General features: G+C 69.6%; 24 protein-coding genes and 2 pseudogenes. 6 read left to right on the top strand and 20 right to left on the bottom strand.

The features are described 5' to 3' along the window. Positions 1–352: 352 nt before the first annotated feature. From E1287_RS21875 to E1287_RS21830, 10 genes and pseudogenes are all read right to left on the bottom strand, one after another. Positions 353–1951, bottom strand: a complete 1599-nt coding sequence (locus E1287_RS21875) for a multicopper oxidase domain-containing protein (protein ID WP_243719311.1) — start codon at positions 1949–1951, stop codon at positions 353–355. A 173-nt stretch (positions 1952–2124) separates the two neighbouring features. Then, on the bottom strand, positions 2125–2664 hold the full coding sequence (locus E1287_RS21870; RefSeq protein WP_131966900.1) for a carboxymuconolactone decarboxylase family protein: 540 nt from the start codon (positions 2662–2664) through the stop codon (positions 2125–2127). Positions 2665–2735: 71 nt separating this feature from the next. Next, the gene (locus tag E1287_RS21865) at positions 2736–3164 is read right to left on the bottom strand and encodes a thioesterase family protein (protein ID WP_131966899.1); all 429 of its coding nucleotides are present in this window, start codon (positions 3162–3164) and stop codon (positions 2736–2738) included. Then, on the bottom strand, positions 3157–3729 hold the full coding sequence (locus tag E1287_RS21860) for a TetR/AcrR family transcriptional regulator (protein ID WP_131966898.1): 573 nt from the start codon (positions 3727–3729) through the stop codon (positions 3157–3159). Before E1287_RS21860 ends, E1287_RS21865 begins: the two co-directional genes overlap by 8 nt. A gap of 349 nt (positions 3730–4078) precedes the next feature. After that, positions 4079–4258 (bottom strand): annotated as a pseudogene (locus E1287_RS45780) (transposase); the annotation flags it as partial. A 157-nt stretch (positions 4259–4415) separates the two neighbouring features. Continuing rightward, complete coding sequence (locus E1287_RS21850; protein ID WP_131966897.1) at positions 4416–5237, bottom strand: alpha/beta hydrolase; 822 nt, start codon at positions 5235–5237, stop codon at positions 4416–4418. 62 nt (positions 5238–5299) lie between these two features. After that, positions 5300–5773 (bottom strand): aminotransferase class I/II-fold pyridoxal phosphate-dependent enzyme, encoded by a 474-nt coding sequence (locus tag E1287_RS21845; protein ID WP_131966896.1) that lies wholly within the window; start codon positions 5771–5773, stop codon positions 5300–5302. Positions 5774–5778: 5 nt separating this feature from the next. Continuing rightward, on the bottom strand, positions 5779–6396 hold the full coding sequence (locus E1287_RS21840) for an RraA family protein (RefSeq protein WP_165969131.1): 618 nt from the start codon (positions 6394–6396) through the stop codon (positions 5779–5781). Next, the gene (locus E1287_RS21835) at positions 6390–7055 is read right to left on the bottom strand and encodes an RraA family protein (protein WP_131966895.1); all 666 of its coding nucleotides are present in this window, start codon (positions 7053–7055) and stop codon (positions 6390–6392) included. The genes E1287_RS21840 and E1287_RS21835 overlap by 7 nt, the downstream gene beginning before the upstream one ends. Further along, positions 7052–7717, bottom strand: coding sequence for an RraA family protein (locus tag E1287_RS21830; protein WP_165969130.1), 666 nt, complete (start codon positions 7715–7717; stop codon positions 7052–7054). The genes E1287_RS21835 and E1287_RS21830 overlap by 4 nt, the downstream gene beginning before the upstream one ends. 74 nt (positions 7718–7791) lie before the next feature. On the opposite strand from E1287_RS21830, the gene E1287_RS21825 reads away from it, so the two are divergent. Further along, positions 7792–8697 (top strand): LysR family transcriptional regulator, encoded by a 906-nt coding sequence (locus E1287_RS21825; RefSeq protein WP_131966893.1) that lies wholly within the window; start codon positions 7792–7794, stop codon positions 8695–8697. Between the two features lie 321 nt (positions 8698–9018). Here E1287_RS21825 and E1287_RS45775 read toward each other — a convergent pair. Next, positions 9019–9678, bottom strand: a pseudogene (locus tag E1287_RS45775) (hypothetical protein). A gap of 41 nt (positions 9679–9719) precedes the next feature. Between E1287_RS45775 and E1287_RS21810 the strand changes: the two are divergent. Genes E1287_RS21810 through E1287_RS21800 form a run of 3 tightly spaced genes read left to right on the top strand, consistent with a single transcriptional unit; the run spans position 9720 to position 10897 of the window. Continuing rightward, positions 9720–10022: a helix-turn-helix domain-containing protein gene (locus E1287_RS21810; protein ID WP_131966890.1), complete on the top strand. Its 303-nt coding sequence runs from the start codon at positions 9720–9722 to the stop codon at positions 10020–10022. Then, positions 10012–10515, top strand: a complete 504-nt coding sequence (locus E1287_RS21805) for a YbaK/prolyl-tRNA synthetase associated domain-containing protein (RefSeq protein ID WP_243719309.1) — start codon at positions 10012–10014, stop codon at positions 10513–10515. The genes E1287_RS21810 and E1287_RS21805 overlap by 11 nt, the downstream gene beginning before the upstream one ends. Positions 10516–10525: 10 nt before the next feature. Further along, a complete protein-coding gene (locus E1287_RS21800; protein ID WP_207934376.1) occupies positions 10526–10897 on the top strand; it encodes a cupin domain-containing protein in 372 nt (123 codons plus the stop codon). A 225-nt stretch (positions 10898–11122) separates the two neighbouring features. Here E1287_RS21800 and E1287_RS43880 read toward each other — a convergent pair whose 3' ends face one another. The 3 genes from E1287_RS43880 to E1287_RS21785 form a co-directional block, all read right to left on the bottom strand. Continuing rightward, positions 11123–11662 carry a hypothetical protein gene (locus E1287_RS43880; RefSeq protein ID WP_165969123.1) on the bottom strand — a complete coding sequence of 180 codons (540 nt, stop codon included), beginning with the start codon at positions 11660–11662 and terminating at the stop codon, positions 11123–11125. An 81-nt stretch (positions 11663–11743) separates the two neighbouring features. Continuing rightward, positions 11744–12232, bottom strand: a complete 489-nt coding sequence (locus E1287_RS21790) for a TIGR03618 family F420-dependent PPOX class oxidoreductase (protein ID WP_131966888.1) — start codon at positions 12230–12232, stop codon at positions 11744–11746. Positions 12233–12367: 135 nt separating this feature from the next. Then, positions 12368–13552 (bottom strand): alpha/beta hydrolase, encoded by a 1185-nt coding sequence (locus E1287_RS21785; protein WP_131966887.1) that lies wholly within the window; start codon positions 13550–13552, stop codon positions 12368–12370. A gap of 104 nt (positions 13553–13656) precedes the next feature. Here E1287_RS21785 and E1287_RS21780 point away from each other — a divergent pair, with 104 nt between their 5' ends. Continuing rightward, positions 13657–14385 (top strand): GntR family transcriptional regulator, encoded by a 729-nt coding sequence (locus E1287_RS21780; protein ID WP_131966886.1) that lies wholly within the window; start codon positions 13657–13659, stop codon positions 14383–14385. A 49-nt stretch (positions 14386–14434) separates the two neighbouring features. Here E1287_RS21780 and E1287_RS21775 read toward each other — a convergent pair whose 3' ends face one another. From E1287_RS21775 to E1287_RS21760, 4 genes are all read right to left on the bottom strand, one after another. After that, positions 14435–15289, bottom strand: a complete 855-nt coding sequence (locus tag E1287_RS21775; protein WP_131966885.1) for an amino acid ABC transporter permease — start codon at positions 15287–15289, stop codon at positions 14435–14437. Next, positions 15289–15930, bottom strand: a complete 642-nt coding sequence (locus E1287_RS21770; protein ID WP_165969127.1) for an ABC transporter permease subunit — start codon at positions 15928–15930, stop codon at positions 15289–15291. Before E1287_RS21770 ends, E1287_RS21775 begins: the two co-directional genes overlap by 1 nt. After that, positions 15927–16853, bottom strand: coding sequence for a glutamate ABC transporter substrate-binding protein (locus E1287_RS21765; protein ID WP_131966883.1), 927 nt, complete (start codon positions 16851–16853; stop codon positions 15927–15929). Before E1287_RS21765 ends, E1287_RS21770 begins: the two co-directional genes overlap by 4 nt. 88 nt (positions 16854–16941) lie before the next feature. Beyond that, positions 16942–17670: an amino acid ABC transporter ATP-binding protein gene (locus E1287_RS21760; protein WP_131966905.1), complete on the bottom strand. Its 729-nt coding sequence runs from the start codon at positions 17668–17670 to the stop codon at positions 16942–16944. Between the two features lie 254 nt (positions 17671–17924). Here E1287_RS21760 and E1287_RS21755 point away from each other — a divergent pair, with 254 nt between their 5' ends. Next, positions 17925–18713, top strand: a complete 789-nt coding sequence (locus tag E1287_RS21755) for an amidohydrolase family protein (RefSeq protein WP_243719307.1) — start codon at positions 17925–17927, stop codon at positions 18711–18713. A gap of 70 nt (positions 18714–18783) precedes the next feature. Here the strand turns inward: E1287_RS21755 and E1287_RS21750 are convergent, their stop codons facing one another. Together E1287_RS21750 and E1287_RS21745 are read right to left on the bottom strand one after the other, a co-directional pair. Next, positions 18784–19449 carry a GntR family transcriptional regulator gene (locus E1287_RS21750; protein ID WP_207934375.1) on the bottom strand — a complete coding sequence of 222 codons (666 nt, stop codon included), beginning with the start codon at positions 19447–19449 and terminating at the stop codon, positions 18784–18786. A 113-nt stretch (positions 19450–19562) separates the two neighbouring features. Beyond that, entirely contained in the window at positions 19563–20705 is a 1143-nt protein-coding gene (locus E1287_RS21745) for an isocitrate/isopropylmalate family dehydrogenase (RefSeq protein ID WP_207934374.1), read from the bottom strand. Positions 20706–20872: the final 167 nt, after the last annotated feature.

The following is a 20872-nucleotide window of genomic DNA, read 5'->3' as shown; positions in this document are numbered from 1 at the left end:
CTCCGGCCTCACGGCCTGGTCCTGGCCCTGTTCAACGGACTCGTCCACGGTCGCGGACGGCTCGGCGGTCTCGGTCATGTGGCGTCTCTTCCTTGATCGTTAGATCCGCCGTTATTTGTACAGTCCCCCCAGCAGCCGTGGCGCGCGCTGGCCGACTTCGGTGCCGACATCGACGTCGGGGACCTGATCGACCTGGCTCACACCGTCGAGATGGCCGGGGGGCGAGGGCGCCAAAGTGCACGATGTCCTGGTCGCGAAGATCTCTTCAATGCGGCGTGACCGACCGGGGCTGTGGGCGGTCGACGGCGTGATCGGCAAGGGCGCCTTCACGCATGTGGTGATCAGTGGAGTGTCAGGTGTGGTGGCCACCGTGGCCGGTGGCGGGTGTTCGCGGGAGGGTCGGGGTCTGGCCGGGCTCGGTGACCACGAACTGGCCCATCATGCCCTGGTCTTCGTGGTAGAGGATGTGGCAGTGGAACATGTACGGCGTCCGGGGGTCGGTGTGGTCGCCGAACCGGGCGGCCACCCGGACCGGTTCCTGGGCGCGGAGGAAGATGGTGTCCTTCCAGCCGCGCAGTTCGGGGGGCGGTGCGGCGCCGGCCACCGAGAGGACTTGGAGCTGGGTGTCGTGGACGTGGAAGTTGTGCGGTTTGCCGCCCAGGCTGGTGATCTCCCAGATCTCGGTGGTGTCCTTGGCCACCGCGAAGTCGATCCGGCCCAAGTCCATCTTCTTGCCGTTGATCTGGGTGCCGGACAGCTCGAAGCGGCGGTCGACGCGGGTCTCCGCACCGCCCGGCCGGACGAGCCGGGGAGGCTCGGCGAGCGTGCCGGGCAGCGCGGGCGAGGATGCGAGCCGGTCGGCGGCGCGTAGTTCCAGGACGTCGAACCGGTCGTCGCCGCCGACGAACCGGGCGCTGCCGACGTCCCCGAGGTCGGGCGGGTCGCTGCGCAGCACCACCCGGTCGCCCGGCCGGAACGTCACCACGATCTCGGCGCGCTCTCCGGGGGAGAGCTCGACGTGTCCGGTGGTGTGCGGGGCGGGCAGCAGCCCGCCGTCGGTGCCGACGAGCGCGAACGGCCGCCGGTCCGACAGCACGAAGCGGTAGGTCCGCGCGTTGGACGCGTTGAGCAGCCGTAGCCGTACCCGCTGGGTGGTCACGTCGTGGTACGGCCCGAGCGTGCCGTTGACCAGGATCGTGTCGCCCATGATCCCGAGGCCGCCCATCAGCGGGTGTCCCTCGTCGAGACGGTTTCCGTCGCCGAAGTTCTTGTCCTGCACGATGACCGGGATGTCGTCCACCCCGTACCGGCTCGGCAGTCCGAGGGACCCGGCAGAGGGGTCGTCGAGGATGAACAACCCGGCCAGCCCGCGGTAGACGTGCCGTGCAGTCTCGCCGTGCGGGTGCGGGTGGTACCACAGCGTGCTCGCCGGCTGGTCGACCTTCCAGGTCGGCGACCAGGTCGTGCCCGGCCGGATCGGCTGGTGCGGCCCGCCGTCCATCGCGGCGGGCAGGTGCATGCCGTGCCAGTGGACGGTAGTCGTCGCGGGCAGGTCGTTGCGCACGTTGACCACGACCGTCTCGCCGCGGGCGGCGCGCAGCGTCGGACCGAGGTATCCGCCGTCGAAACCCCAGGTCCGGGTAGCCCTGCCGGAGCGGAACCGGCGAGCGCCCACGGTGGCGCGCAGCTCGAACACCCGGCGCCCCGACCCGTCCCGGCGGCTCGCCGCCAGCGGCGGTATCGCCAGCCGCCTGGCGAACGGCACCTTCCCCACGGTGTTCACGTCGGCGGTCGCCCAGAGCCAGCCGAAGCCACCCGCGCCCACCGCCGCCGCGCCCGGGACGCCGATCAGCACGCCCTTCAGGAGCCGCCGCCGGGTGATCCGCCGCCGGGGCCCGGCGGGCGATGTCGAGGGGGTCGGCACCGGAGTGCGGCCCAGTGGCTTGGTCAAGATTCCGTCCTAATCTCTGCGAAGCTTGCCCATGCAGGGGGTGCGGGCATGGTGAAGGCGTGTTCGGGGCGGTGCTTCCCGATGCCTGACGGCGTCAGCGGGAGAGGGCGGCGTCCAGTACTCGGCGGAATTCGGCGGCGGGGCCGCCGTCCGTCCGCCGGAGCGCCAGGCGACTAAGTCTTGTGCGGTGATAAGTCCTGTGCGGTGGGCCTGAGGGCGTGGTTGATGCGTGACCTTTGATTCGCGATCGCGATCACTGCGGTGAGTTCGATGAACTGGGGTTCGCCGAGATGGCAAAGCAGTCCCTGGACCATGTCGTCGGTGACGGTGGGCGGGGTGTCGGTCATCGCCTCGGCGTATACCAGGATGAGGCGTTCGAGGGCGGTGAACAGGTCACTGTTGCGCCAGACGGGTACCGCCTCGACCTTGGTGGCTGGGATACCGTGCGCGACGCTCTCCCAGCGGCTGTAGTCGATACACCAGCCGCAGCCGATCCGGACCGCAGCGGCCATGACCGCCAGGTCCTTGAGCGCCCGGTCCAGCGTGTTCCACCCGGTGACGCGCCGCTCCAGCCCGACGATCGTCTCCAGGACCTGCGGCTGGCGGGCCATCGCGCGCATCGGGTTCAATCCAGTGCCCAGAAGTCGCTGAAACCGCTCTTCCAGCGCCCCGTGAAGCCCTGATCGGGAAGGGTTGCGGGAGATACGGGACATTCCCCTCCTTTCCAGGGCCGTGTCACGCGGTGTCGGGCCACGAGTGTGTGAGCTCGCGCCGGCGCCGTGGGTCAGGGGCCCGCCAGGAGCGCCTTGTTGTTGACTTGCTCGGTGAAGCGCGCCGTGTCCACGACTGCCCGCTCGTGGTTGCCGACGCTGATGACGTCGACGCCGTCGGTGGCCATGACCTCGAAGCGCAGGCGGCCGCCGTTCACCTCGGTCAGACGGATTCGTGCGGTGACGGTCATCCCCGGAGCGGTCGCGGCCTGGTGAGTGACCTCGACGAACGTGCCGACCGTCTGTTCGCGCGGCCAGTCCAGATAGGGGCGCACGGCCCGCACGCAGGCCAATTCCAGCAGCCCGACCAGGAACCCGGTCGCGAACACCGGCGGCATCACCGCGAACTCCGGCGCCTCGGGATACAGCGACGGGACGGTCTTGTCGTCGGTGACGCGGAACGCGAATTGGTGTTCCAGGCCGGGCCTGAGCGTGTCATGCATCGGTGTGTCCGATCATCCAGGCCGCGGCGGCCTTCGCTTTGAGGATGGCCGTCCGGTCGCCGTCGACCACGACGCGGGCGTTGGCCCCGTCGATCAGCATCAGCAGCGCGTAACCGAGGTCCTCGGGTTCCGCGAGCCCGGCCTCCCGGGCGAGTCCGGTGAGCGTGTCGCGCAGCGCCCCCTTGTAGGCGGAGATCACCGCACGGGCCGGATGACCGGGGTCGGGCAGTTCCACCGCGGCGTTGGTAAAGGGACAACCGCGGAAACCCTCGCGCCCGTGCCCCTGGGCCAGCCAATCGAACACCGCCAGGAGCCGCCCGGCCGGGGGCGCGGCTCGCTTCTCGTCCAGGAAGTCGTGCAAGGCCGCCTGCCGCGATGCCCGCCGGCGGTCCAGGACCGCCGCGACCAGGTTCTCCTTGGACCCGAACTGCGCGTAGAGCGTCGGCTTCGACACGCCCGCCAGCGCCACCAGGGTGTCCACACCGGTCGCCCGGATCCCCTCGGCGTAGAAGACACGCGTCGCCACATCCAGCAGCCGCTGCCCTCCGGGACTGAGTTCGCTCACCCGGCAATACTGACAGGTCTGTAAGGTGAGCGCAACCGCCACCAGGACAGGGCGGGCTGTCGACGCCGGTTCTAATACGCGCTGCTCCGCCGTGACGGCGAGTGGGTGAGCCACGCGTTCAACGACGAGGTCGACTTCGAGGGGATGCGGCGGTTCGCGCGGGCGCGGGCCGAGACATTGAGCCCTTTTCAGAGTGATGCGGTCCCGCGGAGTTGCAGGGTGTGGATGGCCTTGGCGATGCGGCCGGCGCGGTAGGCAACGCGGCCGTGTACGCCACGGTGTTCGGCCTCGCGGGTCTCATGGGCAACTCGGGCTCGGACGAGGATGACGGTGTGCAGCGCTTGCTGAGCCGGTCGCCGGTCCGGTTCAGGCGGTGCCGGTTCGTCAAGCCCGAGGAGGCTGGGATCGGCGCAGTGCCAACGATGGAGGCGAAGGCGGCCTCAGAGCGGAACTGGCCGGGGCGGGACCAACTCACCAGGATCTGGGCTGCGCTGATGGCTCCGCCTCCGGTCTGCTCCAAGAGCTCGGGCTTGAGCTCACCGACCAGGGCGGCGAGTTCTGCTGAGAGAAGCTGCACCTTCGGTCGGAGCGACGAGTCCGTCAGCGGGTGTGCCGATGGCGTTGTCGTGGTCGATGCTGGGCCGGCCCTGTGGCGGCTCAACGTCGCCCCTCCCGCGGCCGAGCCGTCAGGAGCCGACGTCGGCGCGTGAGACGAGGTCGGCGATGCGAGCCCACATATGCGGCGGGTTGGAGTACATGGGGAAGTGGGCGCAGTGCTCGATCTCGGCGAGTTCGACGCCGCCTTCGGCCAGGGCGGGGAGATAGGACAGGGTGTTGTTCTGCTTCCCGTACATGAACATCTTTAGGGCGGGGAGTCGGAGGAACCGGTCGAGTAGCTTGCCGTGGTCGGAGAGGTCGACCATGGACTCGAAGATCGCCCTGACCGCTGCGGCCCGGACCTTGTGGGGAAGGCTGGAGGCGTACAAGGCGCCGCCGTAGAAGTGCGAGTTGCCGAGGCGTTCGGTGAACCGGGCCAGGAACTCGTCGGGATCGTCGTACGAGTGGGTGAGAATCTGTCGGCTGAGGAAGCAGTCCTCGGGTGCGACGTTGCCCTCGATGTTGGTGAAGCTGGCGATCCTGCCGGGATCGCTGTCGGCGAGCAGGAGCGCGGTCAGACCGCCCATCGAGTGCCCGACGAGGTGGAACCGGTCGATCTGCCGGGCGTTGAGGACCTGCTCGGCGACGGAGACGAGGAAAGGGATAGAGACGGCGGCGAGGTCCGTGCAGGTGCTGCTGCCGCAGCCGGGCGCGTCGTAGGCGAGGACAGGGCGGACGGCGAGCCGTTCATGCTGGATGACGTCCGCGTAGTCCTCCTTGGTCGAGCCGAAGCCGTGGAGGAACACCAGGGGTGTGCCGGTGCCGCCTCGGTGGAGCCCGGACACCTCGATGCGGGTTGCGCCGACGGTGAGGGGGAGCGTGAAGCGTTCGAGTTTCCTGACGGGGCTCATCGGGCCTCCTCCAGCCTATGTACTGCCGGGCCGTACTCCGCGGACCCGATGGCGGTGCGCAGTCACGCAGTGATCAGCGTGTCGTCGTCGACAGCGCAGCACACCCGGAAGCGGCCGGGCACGTTGAACACCTTGCCGGGTACGACCGCGAGTTGGGCAGTGTCGAGGAGCCACGCGGTGAGGTCGGCGCTGCTGGTCCAACCGCGGTCACGGAGCAGCGCGCTGACTTCGGGGAAGGCGGATATGGCGCCGTCGGGAGGCGGGCTGTCGATGCAGTCCAGCGCCTCCACCAGCAGCGCGCGTCGGCGCCGACAGTCGCCGGCGCCTTCGACGGGGTGCCGGTGTCGCCCAAGGCGGCGAGAGCGGCCCGCTGGTTGACCGTCGGGACGTGGGTGATGGCGCGGGACACGTACAGCCGCGCTGAGGCGATGATCTGCGGCGGTGCCCCGCGAGCCAGCCGACGCGTCGGCCAGCGCCGTCCCGCTGCGCCCAACTTCGATTTTGGTCGGCACGGCGAAGAGCGGGTAGTCCGTCATCGTCGTCACCACCCGCCCGTTTCGAAGTTGTTGTACAGGTCGAGGGTGCTGCGGCCTTCCCGCAGCCGCTTCATCAGCTCGTTCTCGTGAGTCACGCGCGCGTCGGCGCGGTCGAGGATCCGCTCGGTGTCGGACGCGGGAAGGGCTACGACTCCGTCCACGTCCCCGACGACGAGGTCGCCGGTGTGGACCGTGGCGCCATCGACCTTGACGGGACGCCCCAGAACGCCGCGGAAGTCCTTGCGGGTGCCAAGGATCGCGTTGTTGCGCGAGAAGACCGGGAAGCCGAGCGCCTCGATCGCCGCGGCGTCCCGGACGCCGCCGTCGATGAGCAGGCCCGCGATCCCGCGTTGCCGGGCGGCCACTGTCAGGATCTCGCCCCAGTGGCCGAAGCGGGCGCCGCCGACGTCGGCGACCAGGACCGACCCGGGCGGGGCGTGTAGTACGGCGTGGTGCAGGGCGAGGTTGTCGCCGCCGGCGCCCTGCACGGTGAACGCCGGGCCGCACAGCCGGGCACCGACCCACAGCGACCGGATCTCCGGAGACAGAGCTACGGCGAGTCCGGACGCCTGGGACAGGGTCGCGCTGGGGTGGCCGCGGGCGAGGTCGATTGTGCTCACCATGGGTCCTTCCGGGTCTGGAGCGAGTGGTAGCCGTGCTCGGCGCGCGCCTCGGCGAGCGTGGCGCCGCACCGGACGGCCTCGACGATGACCTCTTCGACGCGGTCGATACGCCAGGCGGTTTCCGCGACCTCGTCCCAGCGTGTGGCCGGGACGCCCACAGCACCGTCGTCGTCGGCCACGAGGATGTCGCCAGGGCGTATGACGACACCGTCGATGGTGATGGCTGTCTGGACCGCGGCTACCCGGACGCGGTCCTTGCCGGTGCGCATGAAGCGGGCGACCGACCAGATCGGGTATCCGGCGGCGGTCGCGGCGGCGACGTCACGGCAGGTGCCGTTGATGACGGTGCCCGCGATGCCGCGCTGGTGGGCGGTCTGGCTCATGATGCCGCCCCACACCGTGCAGTCAGTGCGGCCGGCGTTGTCGATGAGGATCACCGCGCCGGCGGGCACATCGTCGAGAAAGTCGCCCACCGTGCCGCCGGCCTCGTCGACCGGCTCGTAGGTCACCGTGAAGACCCTCCCGACGACCCGCTGGCCCTCACGCAGCGCGCCGATACCGTGGAGGGATCCGGGGAGTCCGAGCGAGTCGAGGGCGTCGGAGACCGACGCGGTGGACAGGCGGGTGGCGAGGTTCGAGATAGCGGTGGGGGCGCTCATCGGACCGACTCCTTCACTCTGGCGAGGCGGGCGTCGTGCATGGTCTGGGAGAGGGGCACGCCCGCGCGCACCTCGTCGGCGATGGCGCGCTCCCGGGCGACGATCGCGGTGGCGATTTCCGCGACTTCTTCGGCCCGGTCCCGCGGGACGACGACGAGACCGGTCTCGTCGGCGACGACGACGTCGCCCTGCTCGACCATGAGCCCGGCGATGCTGACCGGCTCGCCGGTGGAATGCTGCTGCAGCCTGCCCCGCGCCGTGGCCGGGATCGAACCCCGCGAGAACACCGGGAAATCCAGCTCACGGGCCTCCGCCACGTCGCGGCACACGCCGTCGGCGACGACACCGCGGACCCCGCGCTGGACCGCGCCCAGGCTCAGGATGCCGCCCCAGCACGACACGTCGGTGCGGCCCTGGTTGTCGATGACGATCACGCTCTGGTCGTCCGACCTCTCGACGGCCGTAGTGGCGATGTGGGCTCCGGTATGGCCGCCAGTGCACGGTTCGAGCCCCACGGTGACGGCGAATCCCACGACGGCCGCGGGGCTCCACTGCGGACGGATGCCGCCGACTCCGGAGGAAAGCCCGAGCTGGTCGAGCGCGTCGCTGACCGCGGCGGAGTCGAGCGCCGTGAAGCGGTCCAGGAGAGATGAGTCGCTCATGGCTCCCACTTCAACAGCCTCCAGATATACTCGGAAGGTCTGATTTCGTCTCTCAGTAATAGGCTGTGCGAATCATGGTCGAGATCCGGCAGGCCCGGTACTTCGTCGCGGTCGCCGAAGAACTCCATTTCGGCCGTGCGGCGGAACGACTGCAGATGTCCCAGCCGCCGCTGTCGCAAGCGATCAAGCAGCTCGAACAGCAGCTCGGCTGTGAACTGCTGCACCGTACCCAGCGGTCGGTCGCCCTCAGCCCCGCCGGAGTCGTGTTCCTGGACCACTGCCGCGCGCTGATCCGGCGTGCCGAGGAAGCCGAAGCCGCCGCCCGGCGGGCCGCCACCGGGCGCGGCGGACGACTGAGCCTGGGCGCGGTCGCCTCCGCCTTCTCCTGGCCTCTGCCGCTCGTGCTGGAACGGTTCCACGAGACCGTGCCGGACGTCGAGATCCGCGCCCGGGAGGTCGACACCCACGAGGCCGCGGCGGGGCTCCTGGACCGCTCGCTCGACTGGGCGATCGTGCGCCAGACCGCACCTGTGCGCGGCACCACGGCGACCTCGCTGTTCGCCGACCGGTTCGTCGCGGCTCTGCCCCTGCACCACCCCGCCGCCGATGCCGCCGGCCCGCTGGATCTGGCGGACCTCGCGGGCGGCACGTGGGTGTGGCTGCACCGCCAGATCTCCCCCGACTACCACGACGCCATGGCGGCCATGTGCCGAGCGGCCGGGTTCAGCCCTGCCCCGGCCCACTGGGCCCGGTCGGTGACCTCGCAGATCGCCATGGTCGAATGCGGGCTCGGTGTCACCATCGTGCCCGCAGCGGCATCCGCGTCACCCCCCGCCGTCCGCTTCAGACCACTCCGTCACGCGACGGCGACCATCGACCTCACCGCCATGACGAGATCCAATCCCGGTGCGCTGGCCGAGCGCCTCACAGCCATCGCGACGCAACTGACCACGGCGCAGGCACCACCGCCGCACGACTGACTCTGGATGGCGAACCCAGGAGCCCGGGAACGGGCATTCGCATGGCGGGCACCAACGACCTCACCGACTCCGAGGGACCCGCACTCCGAGGGGCCGGTTGCGGTAGACACCGCGCTTGACCGCGTTCACACCACGTACGCCCCCCGCGTTCGGCTCAATTACTCGATCGCCGGCGCGGCGTCGCCATGTGGTGGCGGAACTCGCGCTCGAAGACGCCGCGGTCGAAGCCCGTCTGCACCCGTCCGCGTGGTGTCAGGGCGCAGGCCAGCGCCAGCCCGGTGGGGACCGACCCCGATGATCAGGACGTCCGTCGAGGCGGCGTCACTCATGACCGAACAGCACGTCGATCATGTGCAGTGAGTCGCGGACGGTGCCGGAGCCGACTTTGGCGCCGAGCCCGACACGCTGGTCGTTGATCATGTTGAGCCAGGTCAGACCGTGTTTGTTCCCCGAAGTACGTGCGGCACGGGCACCACGACCGCATCCCGTCGATCGCGGCCGTCAGGCCGCCGCCGAGCTGCTGGGCGAAACCGATGTCGGCCTAGGCGTCGACGAGGGGGCGTTGGCGGTAGAGAACGTTTCCGCTGACAGGTAGTTCTGCGCCACGTGCGATAGCCGGGGACGCTCCAGCGCGGCGATGCCGGGTTTGGTCACCTGCGCGTACCCGATGTTGAGCGCCTGGGAGGTTTGGCAGGCCGCCACGGAGACGTCGAGTCGGCCAGCTTGCTGACCCCGCAGGCCACCGAGGTGAAAGCGGCCTCGAACCCCCCATCGTCTCCAACAGCAGCTCGGCCAGGTCCACCCGCGGCAGCATCCCCGGCCACCACCCGCTTGCGCAGATTGGTCAGCGACGTCGGCGAGGCGGCACCTCGTTCTCACCGGCGCAGGTGTTTGCGGCTGGTCACCCCAATCCTTCGGGGCTGGGCGGCCTACGTCCACCACGGCGTCTCCAAACGGACGTTCGCCTACCTGGGCTGGCATGACGACTAGACAGGCAATTAGTTAATTGCCATAATGCCTAAATGCTGGATGTGGAGCTGGTGAAGGCGCTGGCCAGCGACAAGCGGCTGATGATCCTGGAGTGGCTGTCCGATCCCGAGCGGCACTTCGCGCCACAGCGTGACGGTGATCTGGTTCGCGACGGGGTCTGCTCGCTGTTCATCGCCCAGAAGCTGGGGGTGAGCCAGCCGACCTGTGGTGAGCATCTGAAGGTGCTGAGCCGGGCCGGGCTGGTACGCGGCAAGAAGATCAAGCAGTGGGTGTTCTACCAGCGCGATGAGGACCGGATTGCCCAGGCCAAGGAGTTGCTGAGTGGTGAGTGGTGAGCTGTACGAGCGTCTGATCAAAGATCTGGACGCGGCCGGGGCGCGGTACCGGTTGATCGAACATGCCCCGGAGGGGCGTACCGAACTGGTCAGCGCGCTGCGCGGGCACGATGTCGCGCACGCGGCCAAATGCCTGATCGTGATGGTCAAGATCGGCAAGAAGGTCACCCGGCATGTGCTGGCCGTGGTGCCTGGCGACGCCCGGCTGGACCTGCAGGCGGTCAAGGCGCTGCTGCAGGGCACCTACGCCTCCTTCGCGGGCCGGGAGAGGGCCGAGGAACTTGCCGGCAGCGTCAGCGGCACCATGCTGCCCTTCAGCTACCACCCCGGGCTGGAGGTCATCACCGATCCGGCGCTGCTGAGGGGTGCCGAGCTGTTCTTCAACGCCGCCCGGCTGGACCGCTCGATCGCCCTGGCCACCCACGACTACCTCCGCATCGCCAGCCCGCGCGTCGCGCCCATCACCTCGCCAACCCCGACGGCCATCCACTGAGGAGGACACTGTGTCTCAGCTCGACTACTCCATCAACTACCAGCCGTTGTTCACCGCACTGCAGACGATGGACGTCCAGGCGTTGATCGACCAGGTCAAGGAGCCCTGGTACAACCAGACCCTCATCCAGGTCGGGGACGTGTGGGTGCGGCTGGGAGTCATGCAGGGTGAGTTCCACTGGCATAAGCACGACGAACAAGACGAGTTCTTCTTCGTGCTGGACGGATTGTTCCGCATCGAGCTGCAGGACGCCGAAACGGTCGAGCTCGGCCCTCGGCAGGCATTCACCGTCCCGGCCCGGATGCTGCACCGGCCCGTCGTCCCCGTCCGCAGCGCCGTCCTCATGATTGAAAAAGCCGGTGTCATCGCCACCGGCGACTGACAAAACTCACGCCCGGCCGGCCGCCGGACCGCCGAGTCCCCGCCTGCGGTCTTGGCCACCGGCTACCTGGTCGCACTCCACCCCCCAGGTAGACCGCAAGGTCAACGCCTACTCGCCCTTGCCTACCAACACAATGATCGTTCCCAGCGATGACGGCCGTTCCTGGATTCCCCAACCCCGGCCTCGCAGACCGCCGCCCAGCCGTTACGGGCGTCGGTGAGGTACTCACTGAACAGCCGCAGCTCCGTCTGGTAGGTACGGACCGTGGACGGTGCCAGACGATGCTCGCTGGTCAACGACGCCGTACCGGTCGATCACTGCCGTCCACATCTGCGATGGGACCATGACGTAGCCCAGGCCCCCTGCGTCGCGTTCACAGCCAGAAGCGTCCACCACAGCCACCGCGAGCGGTTCCACCAGGCCAGCATCCCACCGCGTTGCCCGCGATGTAGACGCAGCCCCCCACCCGGAACCAGAACATGAACCCCGGCGCCGATCCGGCCGGGTCGCCGGCTCCCGCATCATCTGTTCGATGAGCGCGGTGTCGATGACGGCGAAGTTGTGCAGCGCCGTACCGATCGTGAACACCGCGGACGCGACGGCCAAACCGAGCTGCAGACGACGCGTGGCGGACCTTGTGGCCTGGTCGGCGGTGAGGGAGCGGTCATGGTGGTCGTCCTTCCGAACGACGCTGATTGTGCGGCCCCAACCATCCCGGAAGGCGACCAAAGATCGTCCTGCGCCGGAGCCGTCTTCCTCGTACATCCCGCGCCGCATCTCCGAACATCCGCTACTTCCGGGGAAGTACCGACCAACCCGCAGGGCAGGTCTTTGGTCCGGCCCTGACTATTCCGTCACGGGACCGTCCAGGGCCGTTCCGTACAGGTGCGACACCCGGAGCCTGATGACCAAGCGCTGATCTCGCACCATCCGATTGAAGAACTCCGTCTCGTCCGCCGGGTCGGTGATCCCGAACACCGGCAGCAGCTCCCGGCCGACCGCGTCGCCGGGCTTCGCGGTCACGTCCGAGACCTCCGCCTCGCCCTCGGCGACGGCATAGGACAGGGCGGTCTCCCCCTGGACATGGAACGTCGCGCGCGGATCCCTGAGAAGGTGGCGCACCTTGATGCGGTCGGCGACCGACGGGATCCGGATGATCCGCTCGTCGGGGTCCCAGGTGAAGACCATCGAGGCCAGGTGGGGCTGGCCGCTGCGCTTCAGGGTCGCCAGCACGCCGAACTGCTGCCCACCGAGGACCCGGGTCGCCTCCTCCTCGGTGAGGGCGCGGGGACCGGGCCCCTGGCCGGGACGGTACGCGGTCGTGTTCTCGGTCATCTCGTTCAGCCCTTCCGGTGTGTGGTCCCAACGAGAGAAACCATAGCAGATAGTTTTATTGCGGACGGTTTCGATCGCCGCCCGGCCTGGCGGCCAGGGCCGTAGCCGCGACAGATCGGCGCGCGCCGGTGCTCGTCAGCGCTGCGGGGCAGTCCGGTCGAGCCAACGAGCGATCTGAGCGGCGACCTGGTCGCTGTTGCGTTCGAGCATCAGCATGTGCCCGTTGCCGTGGATTCCGAGGTTCTCCAGTCGCTGGTAGGTGACGCGCGCCCCGGCCTGAGCGAGGTACTTGGCGGTGCAATGGTCGTAGCCGGCGTGGTATGACGCCTCGCCGGTCATGATCAGGACCGGCGTCCTCGCCAATCGTGGAAGCGAGCGCACCGGAGCCGTCTGCAGGCGGCAGGGCACGAGGCCGGGACCGTCGCCGCGCGGCTCCCGCGCGTACGGCAGGTCCTTCTCCGGGTCCCGCACCGGCGGTGAATAGGACAACGGGTTGATGGTCACGCCGTAGGGCCGGATGAACGCGCCGTCCTCCTGGTAGGTGGGCGGGCCGACCTGGTTCACGTCATGGAAGGCCGGGCCTGCCGGCTCGACCCCGACGATCGCCTTCACCAGGGCCGGTCGCTTGTCGGCGACGAGCCATCCGAACGGTCCCGACTGGGAGTGGGTGAGGACGACGGCCGGGCCAACGCGCTCCAGCAGCGCGATGACCGCGTCCCGGGCGAGCCGCTCGGCCAGCCCGTTGTCGGCGAGATAGCCGACCTGGGAGCGGTAGAACTGCTCGAAGGACTGATCGCCGATGCGGCCGGTTCCCGGCCATTGCGTGTGCAGCTTCGCCTGCGGCCAGCGGTCGAAGTCCTCGGAGGCGGTGAAGCGCCATTCGATCCGCTGCTTGCTGAAGTAGCTGAGCGGGCCGTAGAGGGACTGCTGGTAGGCCGAACGCCCGCGAGTGGGCTGGTCGACGACGTAGACGGGGTGACCGCGCCTGACGAAGTAGGCGGCCCAGCCGGGGCGGCCGTCCGGGGTCTGCTCGAAGTTGCTCCCGGTCTGGCCCGCGCCGTGGACCATCACGACCGGGTCGCGCCTGCTCGGCGTCCCGGGAAGCCAGTAGCGGACGTACGCCTGGTCGGTGGTCAGCGTGCCGCCGTCAACCTCGATGTCACGGCCTCCGACGTAGAAGGAGCCTTCCCGGACGGCGGGGGCCGCGGGGGCGGCGCCGTCCGCTGCGCCAGCCGTGTCACGGACGGTCATCGCGACGAGGTTGATCGATGCGGCGGCCATGCCGGTGGCCGCGAGGAGAGACAGGAAGCGTGTGCGCACGGGGGTTCGTCTCCTTTCATCCGCCGCTGAGGAGCCGAAGCTATCAATCTGTCGACAGTTTCTCAATAGTTGTCGACAGACAGTGGAAGGCATAGGCTTGCCGTGTGGACGGCTCGACGGACCCGCGGGAACCGATCCCGCTGCCGGAGTGGAGCGATGTCACCGCGGCCGACTCGCTGGTACGCCGGATCGTCGGCACCGTCGCGAGGGAGATCATCGAGGGGCGGCTGCAACCCGGCGACTATCTGAGCTCGGTGCGCCTGGCCAAACAGTTCGGCACCAGCCGTACACCGGTGCGCGAGGCTCTGGTGCAGCTGGAGCGCGAGGGCGTGGTCGAGACCACGCCGCGGCGGCGGTCCCGTGTCACCACGATGACGATCCCCGAGGTGCGCAACGACTACGAGCTCCGGGCGGCTCTCAACGGGCTGGTGAGCGAGCTCGTCTGCGCGCGGGCCGCCGACCATGAGATCGCCTCGCTGTGGCACTGGCAGCGCAAGCTCGACCAGGCGGTCGAGGACGACGACGTCGACGCCTACTTCTGGGCCAACGTCGAGTTCCGCAACCACGAGGCCGACCTCACCCAGAACCCGCAGCTACGGAAGACCCTCGACCGGCTCGGCCTGCGCACCCTGCGCCTGCGCCACCTGAGCCTGTCCTACCCGAAGCGCATCGCGATCTCGTGCGAGGAGCACCGCCGGCTGTTGCGCGCGTACGAGCAGCGCGACACGGCGCTGGCGGTCGCTCTCAACCGCGCCATCACCATGGCCGGACTGCGCACCATCGAGCAGAACGGCTGGCTCGACACCAAGGGCGAGAAAGTCGTCGAACTCTGATCGCCCGTCCGAGGTCCCGCCAGCGTCACCGCCCCTCTGCGGGGCGCGGTCAAACCCGGGAGTGTGCCGCCTCCACGGGCGTGTGCGAGGCGCGCGCGGCCGTGGCCGCCCGGCCGTCCAGGCGTCGCTCCAACCATGAGGCCAACGAGGTCAGTGTGAAGTTGACGGTCAGGTAGATGACCGCGACCACCAGGAACACCTGCAACACGCTCTGCGGTTCGGCCGCGGTGAGGAACTTCCCCTGCCGCAGGAGGTCGGCATAGGGGATGACGTATCCGAGCGAGCTGTGCTTGATGAGGACGACGAGCTCGTTGAGCAGGGCGGGCACCATGCGCCGGAACGCCTGCGGGAACACGATCCGCCAGAAGACGGTTCGCGGGGACACGCCCACGGCGACTCCGGCCTCGGTCTGGCCGCGGTCGACCGAGTCGATGCCGCCGCGCAGGACCTCGGAGATGAGGGCGCCGTGGTATCCGATGAGTCCGGAGACCAGCACGACGATGGGCGAGACGGCGAGCTGGTAGGTGTCGAAGAAGCGCGCCGAGAAGTAGATGAGCAGCAGCAGCGGGAAGCCCCGGAGAATGTGCACGGACACCAGGGCCGCTCCCCGGACCGAGCGCCTGCGGGATCGTCCGGCGGCGAGGATCAGCAGTCCCAGGACGAACGCGAGCCCGCCGGCCACCAGGCCCGCGCGCAGGGTGGCGATCAGCCCGTTGGCCAGGCTGATCAGGTTGTAGCCGTCGGCGAGGAACCGCCATCGGTCGCCGGCGAGGTGGCCGGTGTCGGCGAGGCGGTTCACCGCGATCAGCGCGACCCCGGCGATCGCCGCGACGGTGACGGCTCCGCCGATGCGCGCCCACCGCCGGCCGCGGGGGCCGAGCGGGTCGAATGCCAGAGTGTCCATCAGATCGTGGCCAATCGGTTCTCCAGCCGCATGATCAGCAGGCCGAGCGGGATGGTGAGCAACAGGTAGCCGACGACCGCGACACCGAACGCCAGGACGGGCCGGGCCTCCTCGACGGCGATCTCGTCGGCGACGTGGGTGAGGTCGGCGAGGCCGACCGCGGAGGCGATCGCGGTGCCCTTCAGCACCGCGATCGCCTGGTTCGCCAGCGCGGGCAGCGCGGCCCGCAGCGCCAGCGGCAGGACGATGTGCCCGGCGGTGCGGCCGAAGCCGAGTCCCAGGGCGCGGGCGGCCTCCACCTGGCCCGCGGGCACCGCACGCAGCCCCGATCTCAGGATCTCGGCGGTGAACGCCGAGTGGTACAGCGTGAACCCCGCCACGGCGAACACGAAGTACGAAGTCGTCAGGCCGACCTTCGGGATCCCCGAGGTGAGGATCAGCAGGATCGCCAGCTCCGGGATGTTGCGGAAGACGCCGACGTAGGACGCCGCGAAGCCACGGAGCGACGGGACGGGGCTCGCCCGCGCGGTCGCCAGCAGCAGCGCCAGCAGGAACGCCGCGGTGCACACGACGCAGGTGAGCCGCACGGTGAGCCACAGGCCCCGCAGGTAATCGTCGAGATGCTCGGCGAGGAAGGTCACTGGCCCGTCCGCTCGACCTTGCCGAAGTCGCCGACGGCCGGCATCGTGGGCGGCGTCGGCTTGACGGCTCCGATCGTCCGGTCGTAGGCGCTCTTCCACTCGCCGCGGGCGACCGCGTTCTCCAGGGTCTTGTCGATGAACTCCTTGAACTCCCCCTGGCCCTTCGGCAGCCCGATGCCGTACAGCTCGGTCGTCATCGGGGGCTGGACGATCTTCAGATCGGGGTTCTTGCTCACGATGCCCAGCAGGATCGGTTCTCCCGCCGCGCCCGCGTCGAACTGGGCGTTGGCCACCGCGTCGGCGCACTGCGAGTTGGTGTCCATCCCGGTGATCCTCGCCTTCGGGGCGTGCAGGCGAAGCGCGCGCAGCGAGTCCGCGCCGGTGACGTAGCAGACCTTCTTGCCGGCGAGGTCGTCCTTTGACCGGATGTCCTTGTTGGTCTTGGGCACCAGGATGCCGGTTCCGGCCGTGTAGTAGGGCCCGGCGAAGTCGACGACCTTCTGCCGCTGCGGCGTGACGACATAGGTGGCCGCGATGATGTCGACCTTGCCCGACTGCAGGAAGACCTCCCTGTTCTTGGAGACGGACTCGACGTACTCGATGTCCTTGGCCGGATCGAGCCCGAGGTCACGCGCGACCAGCTTGGCCATCTCGGCGTCGAAGCCGGTGACGGCGCCGTCGGTCATCAGGCCGAAGAGCGCCTGGTCGAGTTTCGTGCCGACTTTCAGCTTGCCGCGCTTCTGGATGCGTGCCATCACGCTGCCGGAGTCGAAGGTCGGACGCGTGTCCAGCTTCTTGATCACCTGCTTGCTCTCGTCATGCCGGGCGGGCGCCTCGATCGAGCAACCGGCGAGGAGCGCGGCGGCGATGGCGGCCGGGACGATCGCCGCAGAAGTTCGGCGGCATGGGTGAACAGGGGACATGGGTGTCCTCCACGGGGGGTGTGGGCCTGCATTTGTGCGAATGCGTCCGAACGGCCGGCGCGGTGCGGGACCGTCAGCGGTGCGCCCGTCAGTGGGCGAGGATTCGGGTAAGGAAGTCGGCCGCGCGCTCCGTCCGGGGAGAGGAGAAGAACTGATCCGGCGTCCCGCTCTCCACGATCCGGCCGCCGTCCATGAAGACCACGCGGTCGGCGACCGACTTGGCGAATCCCATCTCGTGCGTGACGACCAGCATCGTCATTCCCTCGTCGGCCAGGGTGCGCATCACCTCAAGGACCTCGTGGATCATCTCCGGGTCGAGGGCCGAGGTGGGCTCGTCGAAGAGCATGACGGAGGGCCGCATCGCGAGCGCCCGCGCGATGGCCGCGCGTTGCTGCTGCCCGCCGCTGAGCTGTATGGGGAATTGCCCGGCCTTGTCGGCGATGCCGACCCGTTCCAGGAACGTGCGCGCCCGGTCCCGGCTCTCGTCCCGGCTCAGGCGGAGCACCCGTCTGGGCGCGAACGCGACGTTGTTCAGCACGGTCATGTTCGCGAACAGGTTGAACTGCTGGAACACCATCCCCACCGACGCGCGGAGCTCGGCGAGTTCCCTGCCCTCCTGCGGGAGGAGCCGACCACCGATGTGGATCGTTCCGCCGTCGGCGACCTCCAGCCGGTTGACGCACCTGCACAGGGTGGACTTGCCCGACCCCGACGGGCCGATGACGACGACCACCTGGCCCGCGTCGACCCGCAGGTCGACCTCGTGGAGCACCCGGGCGGGCCCGAAGCTCTTGCTGACCCCCCGCATCTCCAGCATGGGGCCGTCGTGATCTCGCGCGGGCTTGCGGGTGCCGGCCGCGGGAGTGTCGTCCTCGTGGATCGTCTGCAACGTGGAGCCCCCTAATCTGTCGACATCATTGGGGATTCGTCCCAGTTATAGCGGGAGGTCAGGCGCATGTAAAGCAAACTGTCGACAGAAATTGGATCCGGGGTTAGCATGGCGACGCCCGGGATCCGGCCTCCCCTCGATGGGCGCGTCTCGGGTTCGCGACCTACGACAGGAGCCAGCGCGTGACCGAGAGTTCCCCCATCCCGACCGGTCAGGGCGTCTTCGACGCACACCTGCACATCATCGACCCCCGTTTCCCGCTCACCCCGAACCGCGGGTTCGTACCGGAGCCGTTCACCGTCCCCGACTACCGCCGCAGCGCGACGCCGCTGGGCGTCGTCGGCGGGGTCGTCGTCTCCGGCTCGTTCCAGGGATTCGACCAGACATACCTGGTCAACGCCCTTGAGGAACTGGGGCCGACGTACGTCGGCGTCGCCCAGGTCCCGGCGGCCACGACCGACCGCGAGCTTGAGGACCTGAGCGGCAAGGGCGTCCGCGCGGTGCGCTTCAACCTGTTCCGCGGCGGATCGGCGGAACTCGACCAGCTCGAGGACCTCGCGGCTCGGGCGTACGACCTCGTCGGCTGGCACACCGAGCTGTACGTGCACTCGCGCGACCTGCCCGAGCTGGAAGGCCGGCTGCTGTCACTGCCGCGCATCAGCATCGACCACCTCGGCATGGCCGACGACGGTTTCGACGCGCTGCTGCGCCTGGTCGAGAAGGGTGCGCACATCAAGGCGACCGGCTTCGGCCGCATCGCGCACGATCCGGGCAGGGCCATGCGGGCGATCGCGACCGTGAACCCCGAGGCCCTGATGTTCGGCACCGACCTGCCGTCCACCCGCGCCGACCGGCCGTTCCGCCCCACCGACATCGACCTCGTGGTCGAGACGCTCGGCCCGGACGACGCCCGGCGCGCGCTGTGCACCAACGCCGCGGCGTTCTACCGGGTCGACCTCCCGGCCGCCTGACCACCGGCCTGGAACGCGGCGGCGGCCGGCCGGCACACCGGGTTCTCCGTGCGCCGGCGGGCGTCGTCCGTCAGTCGCCGGCCAGTTCGCCGATCCTGGCCGCCCGGGCCTGCCGCATGTGGTGCTGGGCGACCTCCTGCGCGGCGTCGCGGTCACCGGCGGCGATGGCGCGGGCGATGGCGCGGTGCTCCTCCAGCGCCGCCGATCGACGATCGGGGCGCGCGAACGTGCTGGCCGGAAGGCGGCGGACGGCGTGCTCGACCTGGCCGAGGAACCGATCCAGGTAGACGTTGCCCACGGCGAGCCGGATCTCGCGGTGGAAGTCGAGGTTGAGGCGCACCATCGCGGGGAGGTCGGACCCGTTCGCGGCCTCGGCCAGCTCGTCGTTGAGAGCGTTGAGCCGCCGGGCCACGCCCGTCCCGCGCCCCGCGGCGAGCCCCGCGGCGAGCCGGGCGGCGAGCCCCTCAAGGTGCTCGCGGACGAGATAGAGCGCGAGGACGTCCTCCAGGGAAACCGGCGCGACCATGGTCCCCTGGTTCGGCGTCTTGACCACCAGCCCCTCGTCCGCGAGCAGCCGGAGGGCCTCGCGGACGGGCGTACGGCTCACGTCCAGGACGGTCGCCAGCTCCGCCTCGCGCAACCAGGTGGACGGCGCGACGGCGCCGTCGAGTATCGCTTCGCGAAGCGCGTTCGCCGCCAGGTCTGTAGTGCGTCCCCGCCGCGGCCCATCGCGCATGTAGCGACGGAGCCGCGCCAACTCGCGTTTGGGCCCACCAAGGTCGGCCGCCCCGGGCCTCCGTCCGTCCTCGTCCGACGCGGGCTCGGGGCCGCTCGGCCGCGGCGAACCCGTCACAGCCGTTCCAGGACGGCCTCGGTGCATGCCCGAGTGCCGCGCTCCGGCTGCCCCTGCGCGGTCAGCTTGATCGCGCCGTCGGCGAGCGCGGACCGCACGGCCGCGTGGATCCGGGCCGCGGCGCCGGTCAGGCCGATGTGCTCCAGCAGCAGAGCGGCCGACAGTATCTGCGAGATCGGATTGGCGCGGTCGGTGCCCGCGAGCGGCGGCGCGCTGCCGTGGATCGGCTCGAAGTACGCGGCGCGGTCGCCGATGTTGCCGGACGGGCACATGCCCAGCCCGCCGACCGTCGCCGCCCCGAGATCGCTGAGCACGTCACCCAGGAAGTTCTCGGTGAGAACGACGTCGAAGTGCCCCGGATCGGAGATCAGGTCATGCGCGGCCGCATCGGCGTAACGGAAGTCGAGCTCGATGTCCGGGTACTCCTGGCCGACCTCCACCGTCACCGCCCGCATGAAGGCGAAACTGCGCAGGACGTTGCTCTTGTCCACGCAGGTCACCCGGCGTACCCCATCGGCCGGCGCGCCCTGCCGCCCGCGCGCGGTCTCGAAGGCGAACCGCGCCGCCCGCTCGCATCCCGCCCGGGTCACCATGAGCTGGTCGCAGGCGGCCGAGGACGTCACGACGCCCGAACCGCGCGAGAGGTACAGGCCCTCGGTGTTCTCTCGCACGATCACATAATCGATGTCGCCGGGACGATGCGTCGTGGGCGTGCGCACCCCCGGCAACAGCCAGATCGGGCGCACGTTGGCGTAGGTGTCGAGCCCGAGCCGCAGCACGCCCCCGAGCAACCCGGCCTCCGTCCCATCACTATGACGTACGTCCGGCAGGCCCACAGGTCCCTTCAACACTGCGTCATAGTCGTCGCGAAGCCGCTCGACCATGCCCGGACCCAGGCTTCGGCCGGACCGCAGGTACTCGCCGGCGCCCCCGTCGATCCAGGAGAAGGCGACCGTGTCGCCATCGGCCTCGACCGCCGCCCGCAGCACCGCCGTGGCGCTGTCCACCAGCTCCGGACCGATGCCGTCACCGGCCACCACGGCGATCCGCCACTCCCGGGTCAGAACATCCAGAGATTGCATGCAACCAGAATGCAATCTTCGGGACGGCCCGGCAACCCGATAGCGCAGCCGGCTCACCGAACAGGACCGCTACGACACGCATGTCGTCACGGGCCCTGGTAACGAAAGCCCACCGTTCGGGAGTTGGTAATACCGGCCGGACGTTCCGGTGGACGCTCCCGGATGCCGTCGTTGGACACTTGAAGCCGTACGACGCCGTCCTGGGCGGTCGTGCGCGGTGAGGG

The sequence above is a fragment of the Actinomadura sp. KC06 genome (assembly GCF_004348735.1).
Classification (GTDB): domain Bacteria; phylum Actinomycetota; class Actinomycetes; order Streptosporangiales; family Streptosporangiaceae; genus Spirillospora.
Note: the sequence above shows the minus strand (reverse complement) of the source record. Positions and strands in the feature narration are given on the sequence as shown.